This is a genomic window from Streptomyces sp. SPB074, assembly GCF_000154905.1.
In the GTDB taxonomy this organism is placed as follows: domain Bacteria; phylum Actinomycetota; class Actinomycetes; order Streptomycetales; family Streptomycetaceae; genus Streptomyces.
This window is the reverse complement of the sequence record NZ_GG770539.1, coordinates 2,213,328-2,225,626: the sequence shown is the minus strand read 5'-3', so window position 1 is coordinate 2,225,626 and position 12,299 is coordinate 2,213,328. Positions and strand designations below refer to the sequence as shown.

The 12,299-nt window shown below is 71.1% G+C and carries 10 protein-coding genes and 1 tRNA gene; 5 read left to right on the top strand and 6 right to left on the bottom strand.

The window, feature by feature from the left end; all coding sequences use genetic code 11:
- Nucleotides 1–106 precede the first annotated feature (106 nt).
- Nucleotides 107–1,114 (bottom strand): L-glyceraldehyde 3-phosphate reductase, encoded by a 1,008-nt coding sequence (gene mgrA / locus SSBG_RS08965; RefSeq protein WP_008745864.1) that lies wholly within the window; start codon nt 1,112–1,114, stop codon nt 107–109.
- 112 nt (nt 1,115–1,226) lie between these two features.
- Between mgrA and SSBG_RS08960 the strand changes: the two genes are divergently transcribed.
- The 4 genes from SSBG_RS08960 to SSBG_RS08945 all read left to right on the top strand — a co-directional run bounded on the left by SSBG_RS08960 (nt 1,227) and on the right by SSBG_RS08945 (nt 6,448).
- The gene (locus SSBG_RS08960; RefSeq protein ID WP_037869300.1) at nt 1,227–1,988 is read left to right on the top strand and encodes an isoprenyl transferase; all 762 of its coding nucleotides are present in this window, start codon (nt 1,227–1,229) and stop codon (nt 1,986–1,988) included.
- A 447-nt stretch (nt 1,989–2,435) separates the two neighbouring features.
- Nucleotides 2,436–3,758: a PhoH family protein gene (locus SSBG_RS08955; RefSeq protein WP_008745862.1), complete on the top strand. Its 1,323-nt coding sequence runs from the start codon at nt 2,436–2,438 to the stop codon at nt 3,756–3,758.
- A gap of 469 nt (nt 3,759–4,227) precedes the next feature.
- The gene (locus SSBG_RS08950; RefSeq protein WP_008745861.1) at nt 4,228–4,968 is read left to right on the top strand and encodes a lytic transglycosylase domain-containing protein; all 741 of its coding nucleotides are present in this window, start codon (nt 4,228–4,230) and stop codon (nt 4,966–4,968) included.
- 145 nt (nt 4,969–5,113) lie between these two features.
- Nucleotides 5,114–6,448, top strand: a complete 1,335-nt coding sequence (locus SSBG_RS08945) for an AI-2E family transporter (protein ID WP_008745860.1) — start codon at nt 5,114–5,116, stop codon at nt 6,446–6,448.
- A gap of 96 nt (nt 6,449–6,544) precedes the next feature.
- On the opposite strand, the gene SSBG_RS08940 is transcribed toward SSBG_RS08945, so the two are convergent.
- Both SSBG_RS08940 and SSBG_RS08935 read right to left on the bottom strand, forming a co-directional pair.
- A complete protein-coding gene (locus SSBG_RS08940) occupies nt 6,545–7,078 on the bottom strand; it encodes an alkyl hydroperoxide reductase (protein WP_008745859.1) in 534 nt (177 codons plus the stop codon).
- A 3-nt stretch (nt 7,079–7,081) separates the two neighbouring features.
- Complete coding sequence (locus tag SSBG_RS08935; RefSeq protein ID WP_008745858.1) at nt 7,082–7,636, bottom strand: peroxiredoxin; 555 nt, start codon at nt 7,634–7,636, stop codon at nt 7,082–7,084.
- A 411-nt stretch (nt 7,637–8,047) separates the two neighbouring features.
- On the opposite strand from SSBG_RS08935, the gene SSBG_RS08930 reads away from it, so the two are divergent.
- A complete protein-coding gene (locus tag SSBG_RS08930; protein ID WP_037871259.1) occupies nt 8,048–9,481 on the top strand; it encodes an LCP family protein in 1,434 nt (477 codons plus the stop codon).
- Nucleotides 9,482–9,601: 120 nt separating this feature from the next.
- Here the strand turns inward: SSBG_RS08930 and SSBG_RS08925 are convergent.
- The 3 genes from SSBG_RS08925 to SSBG_RS08915 form a co-directional block, all read right to left on the bottom strand.
- A tRNA-His gene (locus tag SSBG_RS08925) sits at nt 9,602–9,674 on the bottom strand.
- Nucleotides 9,675–9,783: 109 nt separating this feature from the next.
- On the bottom strand, nt 9,784–10,380 hold the full coding sequence (gene orn / locus SSBG_RS08920; RefSeq protein WP_008745856.1) for an oligoribonuclease: 597 nt from the start codon (nt 10,378–10,380) through the stop codon (nt 9,784–9,786).
- A gap of 25 nt (nt 10,381–10,405) precedes the next feature.
- Nucleotides 10,406–11,590 carry a helix-turn-helix domain-containing protein gene (locus SSBG_RS08915; protein ID WP_008745855.1) on the bottom strand — a complete coding sequence of 395 codons (1,185 nt, stop codon included), beginning with the start codon at nt 11,588–11,590 and terminating at the stop codon, nt 10,406–10,408.
- Nucleotides 11,591–12,299: the final 709 nt, after the last annotated feature.

Sequence of the window (12,299 nt, the reverse complement as noted above, 5' to 3'; positions counted from 1 at the left end):
CGGCCTCGTTCCTCGCCGCGCCTCAGCCCCTCGTCACGCCACCCCGGGCGATCCGTCGGGCCGGGCGGCGGCGGGCGTCAGCACCAGCTCGGCTCGGCGCTCACCGTCACCACTCCACCGTGAGCGCGTCGATCCGCTTTAGCTCCGGCTCCGTGAGCGCGGGAGCCGACACGGCCGCCACGTTCTCGTCGAGCTGCCGGGTCGAGGAGGCGCCGATGAGCGCGGAGGTCATGCGCGCGTCGCGCAGGACCCAGCTCAGCGCGAGCTGCGCGAGGGTCTGGCCGCGGCCGGAGGCGATCTCGTTCAGCTCGTTGAGCTTCTTGATCCGCTCCCCGGTCAGCGTCGTCGGGTCCAGGGACTTGCCCTGCGTGGCCCGCGAGCCCTCCGGGATGCCGCCCAGGTACTTGCCCGTGAGCACGCCCTGCGCGAGCGGCACGAAGGAGATGCAGCCCATCCCGGCCGTCTCCAGCGTGTCGAGGAGGCTGTCCTTCTCGGTCCACCGCTCGATCATCGAGTACGAGGGCTGGTGGATGAGCGCGGGAACGCCCAGCTCACGCAGGATGCGGGCCGCCTCGGCGGTCTGCTCCGAGGAGTACGAGGAGACCCCCACGTACAGGGCCTTGCCCTGCTGGACGGCGCTCGCGAGCGCGCCCATCGTCTCTTCGAGCGGCGTGTCCGGGTCGAAGCGGTGCGAGTAGAAGATGTCGACGTGGTCGGTGCCCATCCGGCGCAGCGAGGCGTCGAGCGAGTTCAGCAGGTACTTGCGCGAGCCCCACTCGCCGTACGGGCCCGGCGTCATCCGGTAGCCCGCCTTGGTGGAGATGACCAGCTCGTCGCGGTACGGGGCGAGGTCCTGGGCGAGGAGCTTGCCGAAGTTCAGCTCCGCCGACCCCGCCGGGGGGCCGTAGTTGTTGGCGAGGTCGAAGTGGGTGATGCCGAGGTCGAAGGCGTGCCGCACGATCTCGCGCTGCGAGTCCAGGGAGCGGTCGTCGCCGAAGTTGTGCCACAGGCCGAGCGAGACGGCGGGCAGGAGCAGGCCGCTGCGGCCCGTCCTGCGGTACTCCATGGTGTCGTAACGGCCGTCCGCCGCCTGGAAGAAGGCGTTGTCTGACATGGGCGAAGAGTACGTGAGACCCGTGTGACCCGGCGTCGGGGGCGGCCCCCGAACGGCGGTAGGGTGGCGCCTTCCGGAGTGCATTGCCTGCCGCACGGAGGGGCTGACAGACGTGAACATGCGCGACCTCGTGTATCGACTCTACGCACGGCGGGTGCGAGGACGCCTCGACCACGCGCAGGTCCCCAAACACATCGGCCTCATCCTCGACGGCAACCGGCGCTGGGCCCGCGCCTCCGGCGGCACCACCGCGCAGGGCCACCGCGCGGGCGCCGAGAAGATCGAGGAGTTCCTCGGCTGGTGCGCCGAGACGGACGTCGAGGTCGTGACGCTGTGGATGCTCTCCACGGACAACTTCGACCGCCCCGAGTCCGAGCTGATCCCCCTGCTCGGCATCATCGAGGACTCGGTGCGCGCCCTCGCCGCCGACGGCCGCTGGCGCGTCCACCACGTGGGTGCCCTCGACATCCTGCCCGACAACACCCGTACGACCCTCAAGGAGGCCGAGGCCGCGACCTCGGACAACACGGGGATACTGGTCAACGTCGCGGTCGGCTACGGCGGCCGGCAGGAGATCGCCGACGCCGTCCGCTCCCTCCTGCACGACGCGGCCCGCAAGGGCACGAGCTTCGAGGAACTCGCCGAGGCCGTCGACATCGACCTCATCTCCGAGCACCTCTACACCCGCGGCCAGCCCGACCCGGACCTCGTCATCCGCACGAGCGGCGAGCAGCGCCTCTCCGGCTTCATGCTCTGGCAGAGCGCCCACTCGGAGTACTACTTCTGCGAGGTCTTCTGGCCCGCCTTCCGCAAGGTCGACTTCCTGCGCGCGATGCGCGACTACGCCGCCCGGCACCGCCGCTACGGAGGCTGAACACCCCCGCCCCCGGGCCGGAACAGGGCGGTACGAGGCCGCCCCCCGCGCCCCCCGCCGCGCCCCCGGCACACCGTCCCGCGCGCCTCCGGGACCCCCGTCGTCACCCGTTGTTCCCCCACGTGTCGTCAGCCGCTCGCGCATGACCGGGGACCGCTCCGGGAATAGCTTCCCCAGGCCGGTATCCGACCCACGGACACCGGATCTCAGCGGGTGGCAGGGTGCCGCCCGCCCGGGAGGGCCCTTGCGCCAGGACGACCGAGCGGTACGTCTTCACCCCACCGGCCCCGCGGGCCGGGCGGTCACCCCCCTCGCGCCCTTCACGGTCCCGACCGGTCCCCGTTCCCCGGCCGCCCCGCCGCCCCCGCCGCCGCACGCCCGCGTGAGCCGGCCGGGGACGCGCGGAGCGGCCGTTCCCCGTCCTCGTCCGAGGGGGTATGTCTCTCCGTGGTGACCAGCACGAAGCGCCGCAAGCCCGACCGGCGCACCTACGTCATCGACACCAGCGTCCTGCTGGCCGACCCCAACGCCGTGCACCGCTTCGACGAGCACGAGGTCGTGCTCCCCGTCGTCGTGGTCACAGAACTGGAGGCCAAGCGCAACCACCCGGAACTCGGCTACTTCGCCCGCGCGGCCCTGCGCCTCCTGGACGACTACCGGGTGCGCTACGGACGGCTCGACGAGCCGTTCCCGGTCGGCGAGATCGGCGGCACGCTCCGCGTCGAGCTGAACCACTCGGACCCCTCGGTGCTCCCCTCGGGGTACCGGCTCGGCGACAACGACTCGCGCATCCTCGCCGTCGCCCGCAACCTCCAGGCCGAGGGGTACGACGTCACCGTCGTCTCCAAGGACCTCCCGCTGCGCATCAAGGCGTCCTCGGTGGGCCTGCTCGCCGAGGAGTACCGCGCGGAACTCGCCATCACCGACTCCGGCTGGACCGGGATGACGGAGCTGAACCTGACCGGGGAGCAGGTGGACCGGCTCTTCGAGGAGGAGCGGGTCAGCGTCCCCGAGGCCGGGGAACTGCCCGTGCACACCGGCCTCACCCTCCAGTCCGAGCGCGGCAAGGCACTGGGCCGTGTCACGGCGGCGGGCGACATCCGCCTCGTACGGGGCGACCGCGAGGTCTTCGGGCTCAAGGGCCGCAGCGCCGAGCAGCGGATCGCGCTCGACCTGCTCCTCGACCCCGAGGTCGGCATCATCTCCATGGGCGGCCGGGCCGGCACCGGCAAGTCGGCGCTCGCGCTGTGCGCGGGCCTCGAAGCGGTCCTGGAGCGCCGCCAGCACAAGAAGGTCATGGTCTTCCGCCCCCTCTACGCGGTCGGCGGCCAGGAACTCGGCTACCTGCCCGGCAGCGAGTCCGAGAAGATGAACCCGTGGGCGCAGGCCGTCTTCGACACCCTGTCGGCCGTCACCAGCCGCCAGGTCATCGAGGAGGTCGTCTCGCGCGGGATGCTGGAGGTCCTGCCGCTCACCCACATCCGCGGCCGTTCACTCCACGACGCCTTCGTCATCGTGGACGAGGCCCAGTCCCTCGAACGCAACGTCCTGCTCACCGTCCTCTCCCGGATCGGTGCCAACTCCCGGGTCGTGCTCACCCACGACGTCGCGCAGCGCGACAACCTCCGGGTGGGGCGCTACGACGGGGTCGTGGCCGTCGTGGAGAAGCTGAAGGGCCATCCGCTCTTCGCACACGTGACCCTCACCCGTTCGGAGCGTAGCCAGATCGCGGCTCTTGTGACCGAACTCCTGGAGGACCGCGAACTGTGAGAGACGAGAGTCAACGTGCCCTCTGAGCAGGGAAGTTGACCCGAAACCCCGCTCGACCCCAGGACGCCGCCCGGCAGATGGCCCAGGAGCCTAGCCGGGCGGCGCCCGTGTGCGCGGCCTTATCCACGAGAAACACCACCCAAACGGCGTGTGACCTATCCCACGCAACGGAGAATTGCCTTGCGGCGTCCAGTTCCGGCAGAGTTCTCAGCCGTCAGGCCCCGCACACAGCTTGTGTCTCCACGGCCCCGGCACCACACCCTCTTCACGGGTGAGGCACCGGGCCCCGCAACTGAATAGAGAAGCTGTGTGCCACCCGTGTTCCACGGGGCGCCCCGCTGTGAGGAAGCAGCCGGGCCGCGCCCCTCGGGTCCGTGCTTCCCGTGACCACGAGTAAGGGGGAGCCAGTGTCAGGGGCACGATCGCGCCCGCGAGGTCACCTAAGCGGGCGACGCTGGAAGGAAACCGTGTGAGCCGGATCTCGGTCCGGGGATTCGCGGTGGCTTCGGCCACCGCGGTCACCACCGTCGGAGCCGTGGTGGGCGTTGCCTCGGGCAGCACCCCCCAGCAGACGTCGAACGACTTCGAGGCGACAGCGGCGGAAGACGCCACCCTCCTCGCGGACATCCCGGCGGGCCAGCAGGCCCGCGTACAGACCGCGACGCTGACCCAGCAGGCCGACGCCCAGGCGGACGCCGCCCAGGCCGGCGCCCGCAAGTCCGCCGAGGAAGCGGCGCGCAAGAGCGCGGCCGAGGCCGCGACCGCCAAGAAGGAAGCGGCGGTCAAGAAGGCCGAGGAGGCGAAGAAGAAGGCCGAGGAGCTCGCCAAGCAGCGCGAGCAGGAGGCCAAGGAGAAGGAGCAGGCCGCCAGCCGCTCCGCGACCCGCGACGCCTCGTCCTTCGCGGTCCAGAGCTCCTACTCGGTCGGCGACGTCCAGGCGATGGCCCGCCAGATCGTGCCCGCCGACCAGTTCCAGTGCTTCAGCAACATCGTGAGCCACGAGTCGGGCTGGAACTACCGCGCCACCAACGCGGGCAGCGGCGCCTACGGCCTCGTCCAGGCCCTCCCCGGCTCCAAGATGGCCTCGGCGGGCGCCGACTGGCAGACCAACCCGGCCACCCAGATCAAGTGGGGCCTCAACTACATGGACGGCCGCTACGGCAGCCCCTGTGGTGCCTGGTCCTTCTGGCAGGCCAACAGCTGGTACTAGGCCGGCCCGCCGCTCCGCCCCGGAGCACCCCGGTACTCGCACGTACCCCGGAACCCCTCGCCCGTCCCGGCGGGGGGTTCCGCCGTGTACGGTCTTTCCCCAGGACCTCGGGGGTGGTCCGGGAACGACGGGGAACAGGACGTACATGCCGAAGAAGCCGGAGTGGCTCGGGCGCGCGAGCGCGCGGATCACGCACCTGGGGCAGAAACTCGACGAGAGACGCACAGCGGCGGAGGAACCCGAGGAACCGGGTCCCCCCGCCGAGGTGGGCGCTCCCGCCGCGACCGAGCCCCCACCCCCTTACCGTCCGCTGCCGCGCCCGCGCCCCGAGCCCGCGACCGCCGTCCCCTGGGGGGTACGGGTCGCCGCCGAGGCGGGCTGGCGGCTCCTCGTGCTCGCCGCGACGGTCTGGGTGCTGATGAAGGTCATCAGCGCGGTGCGTCTCATCGTGCTGGCCTTCGTGGTCGCCCTCCTGATCACCGCGCTGCTCCAGCCCCTCGTGGCCCGCCTCACCCGGCACGGGGTCCCGCGCGGCCTCGCGACGGCGCTGACCACGCTCTTCGGCTTCCTCGTCATGGGGCTCATGGGCTGGTTCGTGGTCTGGCAGATCATGGAGAACGTCGACCAGCTCTCCAGCCAGGTGCAGGACGGTATCGAGGACCTGCGGCGCTGGCTGCTCGACAGCCCCTTCCACGTCACCGAGAAGCAGATCAACGACATCGCGAAGAACCTGCGCGAGGCGATCGGCACCAACACCAATCAGCTGACCTCGGCGGGCATCGAGGGCGTCACCGTCATCGTGGAGATGTTCACGGGCCTGCTCCTCGCCTTCTTCTCCACGATCTTCCTGCTCTACGACGGCAAGAAGATCTGGGGCTGGTTCCTCAAGCTCGTCCCCGCCGCCGCCCGCGAGGGCGTCGCGGGCGCGGGCCCGCGCGCCTGGGACACCCTCACCTCCTACGTGCGCGGCACGGTGATCGTCGCGCTCATCGACGCGGTGTTCATCGGCATCGGCATCTACGTCCTGGACGTGCCGATGGCGGTTCCGCTCGCCGTGATCATCTTCCTGGCGGCCTTCGTGCCGCTCGTCGGCGCCGTCGTCTCGGGGGCGCTCGCCGTGCTCGTCGCGCTCGTGACGCAGGGGGTGTGGACGGCGATCATCGTGCTCGGTGTCGTCCTGCTCGTGCAGCAGATCGAGGGCCACGTCCTCCAGCCCTTCATCCTGGGGCGCGCGGTGCGGGTGCACCCGCTCGCCGTGGTCCTCTCCGTCGCGGCCGGCGGCATGATCGCGGGCATCGGCGGAGCGGTCGTCGCCGTCCCGCTCGTGGCCGTGCTCAACACCGTGGTGGGCTATCTGCGCCGCTACTCGGCCCGCGTGGACCCGCCGTTCCAGAGCGGGCCGCCGGACATCGAGAAGGTCAAGGACCCGGGGCCGGGACCGGACGCGCTCCCGGAACCCGCACCGCACCGGGCCGACTGAGCCCGCTGCCGGACGCGCCGGTACGTACGAGAGAGGGCCCCGTGGACATCCACGGGGCCCTCTCTCGTACGGTCGGCGTGCCCGCCGCGCTTCGGCTCAGGCGGAGAGGCGTTCCTCGGCGTCGATGGTGACACCGACGGCCTGGAGGACCGCGGCGACCTTGACGGCCTCCTGGACCGTCTCGCGGTCCACACCGGCCTTGCGCAGGACCTGCTCGTGCGAGTCGAGGCACTGGCCGCAGCCGTTGATGGCGGAGACCGCGAGGCACCACAGCTCGAAGTCGGTCTTCTCGACACCGGGGTTGCCGATGACGTTCATCCGCAGACCGGCCCGCAGGTTCCCGTACTCCGGGTCCGACAGCAGGTGGCGGGTGCGGTAGAAGACGTTGTTCATCGCCATGATCGCGGCGGCCGACTTGGCGGCCGTGTACGCCTCGGCGGAGAGGTTCGCCTTCGCCTCGGGCTCCAGCTCGGCGAGCACCTTGGGCGAGCGCGAGGCGATCGCGCAGGCCAGCACGGTGCCCCAGAGCTGCTGCGCGGGCAGCGGCGAGTTGCCGATGACCGAGCCGAGGTTGAGGCGGAGGTCCTTGGCGTAGTCCGGTATGGCGGACTTCAACGCGTCGAGGGCCATGGCTCACTCACCGGCCAGGAGCGCGACCGGGTCCAGGGTCTCGTCGCCCTGGCTCCAGTTGCACGGGCACAGCTCGTCGGTCTGGAGCGCGTCGAGGACCCGCAGGACCTCCTTCGGGTTACGGCCGACGGAACCGGCGGTCACCATGACGAACTGGATCTCGTTGTTGGGGTCCACGACGAAGACGGCGCGCTGCGCGAAGCCGTCCTCGCCCTCGATGCCGAGGTCGCGCATGAGCTCGTGCTTCGAGTCGGCCATCATCGGGAACGGCAGGTCGGTCAGGTCCGGGTGGTCCTTGCGCCAGGCGTGGTGCACGAACTCCGAGTCGCCGGAGAAGCCGAGGATCTGCGCGTCGCGGTCGGCGAACTCCTCGTTCAGCTTGCCGAAGGCGGCGATCTCGGTCGGGCACACGAAGGTGAAGTCCTTCGGCCACGCGAAGACGACGCGCCACTTGCCCTCGTAGGACTTGTGGTTGATCTGCTCGAACTCCTTGCCCTTTTCGAGCGAGACACAAGCAGTCAGGTCGTACGCGGGGAACTGGTCACCGACAGTGAGCACAAAAGCCTCCGATGGTGCGGGGTTGGACAGGGCACAGCGTGCCACACAGCCGATCTAGCAGGGAAATCGATCAGTCGGTTCGTGCCGATAGGTGCAGCCGATCAATGCGCGGTCAATAACGGTCCGTCCCCGAAAAGGACCGAAACATTCCGCTCACCCCGGCCCTGCTCGGCCTCGAACGGGGGTTCTGTACGCTCGGGTTTCCCGCGCCGGATGCCATGACCGCGGCGGGAAGCGACACCGCGGTGCGGGAAGCGACACTGCGGTACGGCGAGCGACGGTGCGGCAGGGGAAGCGACAGCGCGGTACGAGGGGGAGACGCGGGTGACGGGCGGGCACAGGCAGCGAACGAAAACGGCCACGCCGAGGAAGGGCCGGCGCGCACTGCGCTGGTCGGCCGGCGCGGTCGCGGTGCTCGCCCTCGGCGGCGGGACCGCCGGGTACGCGTACTACGAGCACCTCAACGGCAACATCAAGAAGGACGAACTCAACCTCGGCACGCACGGCGTCGCGAAGGCCGCGCCCAACGCCGAGGGGCAGACGCCGATGAACATCCTGCTGCTCGGCTCCGACGACCGCAACAACGCCGGGAACCTCAAGCTCGGCGGCGCGAAGAAGGAGGTCGGCTGGGCCGCGCTCGCCGACGTGCAGATGCTCCTGCACCTCTCGGCCGACCGGAAGAACATGTCCGTCGTGAGCCTCCCCAGGGACACCATGATCCCGCTCCCGGAGTGCACCGACCCGAAGACGAAGAAGACCTACCCGGCCGAGGACCTGGACATGGCCAACGCCTCGCTCGCGCACGGCGGCCCCTGCTGCTCCGTGGCCACGTGGGAGGCGCTGACCCGCACCCACATCGACCACTTCCTCATGGTCGACTTCACCGGCGTCGTCTCGATGGCCGACGCGATCGGCGGCGTCCCCGTGTGCGTCAAGGAGAACGCCTACTCGCACACCCCCGACGGACACGGCTCCGGGCTCCGCCTCAAGGCGGGCACGACCTCGGTCAAGGGCGAACAGGCCCTCCAGTGGCTCCGCACCCGCTACGGCTTCGAGGACGGCACCGACCTCGGCCGCACCCACGCCCAGCACATGTACATGACGTCGATGGTCCGCGAACTGTGCGAGAACGCGACGCTCACCAACCCCGGCAGGATGCGCTCGCTCGCCGAGACCGCCACGAAGGCCCTCACGGTCGACGACCGGCTCGACACGGTCAAGAAGCTCTACGACCTCTCGAACGAACTCCGCAAGGTCCCGAGCAAGCACATCGCCATGACGACCCTGCCGACCGCCCAGTGGTCCGAGGACCACAACCGCCTCGTTCCCAAGCCGGGCGACGCCGAAGCGCTGCTCTCCCTCGTCCGCAAGGACCAGGCACTCGACGGCAGCGGCGGGGCCGGGCCCGCGCCCAGGAAGACCCCGGCCCCCGCCCACCCGGCCGCCTCGCTCGGCATCCAGGTCCTCAACGCCTCCGGGACCGGGGCCGAGGCCCCCGTGCGGGGACGCGCGGGCCAGGTCGTCGCGCGCCTCAAGACGAAGGGGTACACGCGGGCGGAGATCAACGCGCAGCGCACCCCGGGCCAGGAGACCGCCGTCCTCTTCCCCGCCTCGGTCCCCAAGGCCGACGCCCAGGCCGCGGGGAAGGCCCTCGGCATCCCCGCCGATCTGCTGCGCAAGTCCGCCGACGTCTCGCGCCTCACGATCCTGGTGGGCACCGACTGGCGCGAGGACACCGCCTACCCCGCCGAGAAGCAGCCGAAGAAGGCCCCGGACTCCGCCGCCGTGCTCAATGGCGAGGACAAGGGAGCGTGTATGCCGGTCCAGCCGGGATTCACGTGGTGAGCACGGCGGCGTGACGCGCGGCCCCGCCCCGGCCGGGGCCGCGCGGGCGCACCGGGCCGCCCCGTACGACGAAGAGGCCCCTCACCTGCGTTTCCGCAGGTGAGGGGCCTCTTTTGAGAGGGTGAGTGACGGGACTTGAACCCGCGGCCCCCTGGACCACAACCAGGTGCTCTACCAACTGAGCTACACCCACCATGACCGGCGCTTTTCCGACCGGCCGAGAAAAAGTGTACAGGGTTCCGGGGGGTGCTCGCGCACACCTTTTCCCGGGCGGCCCGGAGCGCCGGGAGAGAGGGGACGGGTCAGGAGAGCTGGTACTTCGCGGCCACGGCCTTCGCCGTGTCGGAGTCGGGTCCCGGCTGCGGGACGAAGACGGCCTCGCGGTAGTAGCGCAGCTCCGCGATCGACTCGCGGATGTCGGCGAGGGCGCGGTGGTTGCCCTTCTTCTCCGGGGCGTTGAAGTAGGCGCGCGGGAACCAGCGGCGCGACAGCTCCTTGACCGAGGAGACGTCCACGATCCGGTAGTGGAGGAAACCCTCCAGCTCCGCCATGTCGCGCGCGAGGAAGTTGCGGTCGGTGCCGACCGTGTTCCCGCACAGCGGCGCCTTGCGCGGCTCCTTCACATGCTCCCGTACGTACGAGAGCACGCGCTCCTCGGCGTCCGCGAGCGTCGTGCCGCCGTCCAGCTCGGCGAGGAGGCCCGAGGAGGTGTGCATGTCGCGCACCACCTCGGGCATCGTCTCCAGCGCCTCCCCGGGCGGGCGGATCACGATGTCCACCCCGTCCCCGAGGATGTTCAGCTCGGAATCGGTGACCAGCGCGGCCACCTCGATGAGCGCGTCGTTCGCCAACGAGAGACCGGTCATCTCGCAGTCGATCCACACCATGCGATCGTTCATATGTCCCAGACTACGCGCGCACGCCCTACGCGGGACGCTCCCGCTGGCTGGGCAGCACGCCGCGCCCGGGCAGACCCGCGAGAGCCTCCGCGCGTTCCTCGCCCTGACGCCGCAACTGGGCGGGGACCGCGCCGGGCGCGGGCACCCGCTCGACCGCGAGGGCCGACGCCGGCTGCTCGGCACGCTCCTGCTGCGGACGGCGGGCACGGTAGGCGGCCCGGTACGCGGCGGGGGAGGAGCCGAGCTGACGGCGGAAGTGCCCGCGCAGCGCGACGGGGGAGCGGAAACCGCAGCGCCCGGCGACCTCGTCCACCGAGTAGTCCGAGGTCTCCAGGAGCCGCTGCGCCTGGAGCACCCGCTGCGTGATCAGCCACTGGAGCGGGGCCGAGCCCGTCAGTGAGCGGAACCTGCGGTCGAAGGTGCGGCGGCTCATGTACGCGCGCGCGGCGAGCGTCTCCACGTCGAACTGCTCGTGGAGGTGCTCCAGCGCCCAGGCGACGACCTCGGCGAGCGGGTCGGCGCCGATCTCCTCCGGTAAAGACCTGTCGAGGTAGCGCTCCTGACCGCCGGTGCGGCGCGGGGGCACGACGAGACGGCGGGCCAGCGCCCCGGCCGCCTCGCTGCCGTGGTCGGAGCGGACGATGTGCAGGCACAGGTCGATCCCGGCCGCCGTACCGGCCGAGGTCAGGACGTCGCCGTCGTCCACGAACAGCTCGCGCGGGTCCACGTGTACCGAGGGGTAGCGCTTGGCGAGCGTCGGGGCGTACATCCAGTGCGTCGTGGCGGGACGGCCGTCGAGCAGACCGGCGGCGGCGAGCACGAAGGCGCCGGTGCACAGGCCGACGATCCGCGCGCCCTCCTCGTGCGCCCTGCGCAGCGCGTCGAGCGCCTCGACGGGGGGCGGGGCGGTGATGGACCGCCAGGCGGGGACCACGACGGTGCCGGCCCGCGAGACGGCCTCCAGGCCGTGCGGCGCCGTCAGTTCGAGACCGCCCGTGGTGCGCAGCGGGCCGTCCTCCCCGGCGCACACGAGCAGCCGGTAGCGCGGCACCCCGGCGTCCTGCCGGTCGATGCCGAAGACCGAGAGCGGGATCGAACTCTCGAAGATGGGGCCGCCGCTGAAGAGGAGCACCGCGACGATCTCGCGGCGTCTGCGGCCCGAGAGCCTGCGGCCCGGCGCCTCCGGTGCGACAGTGACATCCTGGCTCATGGCGCTAAGCCCCCCTCGGTCTTCGACGCACCCCGTCCTTGTCGGGCGTTCCGCTCCTGCACCTTGTCCCCTCGGTCCGGCACGAGTCCCCCGCCGTACGACAGTCATGATCGAATCTACTGTGTCCCGCGGTGCTCGCGTGACCTGTTCGCCACCGGCCACTATGTCGACATGGCAACGTGGCGTAAAGCATTCGATCACGAAGCGTTGCACTTGGCGGCCCGGCTGGGAAGTACGCCGCTCGCCGGTGGCCAATCCCCATAGGGTGCGTGACACCCGCCCGAGGCTTTCCACCCTGCTCGGACGGGGCGTTGGCGGGGGTAAGGGGCACTCGGCCGGTTGACCGATAAGTTGGCTGAAAAGCTACGGGGGCGTGTGCGGGTATGCGTCACGTCCTCAGGGTGTACGCCCCCGGGCGGTACGGCCCCCACCGCGCCCTCGCGACGGCCCGGGCGCCGGGGCGTACTCGGGCGTACGGGCCCCGCACCTCGTCAGATGAGCGGCGGAGCGCTCAGCCTGACGGAGCCTCACCCGGCAGCAGGCGCTCACCGCCACGAGCCCGAGGGCCGCTCCCGCACCCCCGCCCGCGCGCAGCCCGCACGCGAGCGCGACCACCGTAAACAGGACGCCACCGAACACGCTCCACTGCGCGGGAGCGTCCCGACGGGCGGAGCCGCTTTCTTTCGGCGGCGGAGCGGCGGGCGCAGCG

What these genes read in the sequence shown, in the direction of transcription:
- mgrA (WP_008745864.1), bottom strand. Translation starts at nt 1,114, where the DNA reads ATGTCAGACAACGCCTTCTTCCAGGCGGCGGACGGCCGTTACGACACC.
- SSBG_RS08945 (WP_008745860.1), top strand. Translation starts at nt 5,114, where the DNA reads ATGCCGAAGAAGCCGGAGTGGCTCGGGCGCGCGAGCGCGCGGATCACG.
- SSBG_RS08940 (WP_008745859.1), bottom strand. Translation starts at nt 7,078, where the DNA reads ATGGCCCTCGACGCGTTGAAGTCCGCCATACCGGACTACGCCAAGGAC.
- orn (WP_008745856.1), bottom strand. Translation starts at nt 10,380, where the DNA reads ATGAACGATCGCATGGTGTGGATCGACTGCGAGATGACCGGTCTCTCG.
- SSBG_RS08915 (WP_008745855.1), bottom strand. Translation starts at nt 11,590, where the DNA reads ATGAGCCAGGATGTCACTGTCGCACCGGAGGCGCCGGGCCGCAGGCTC.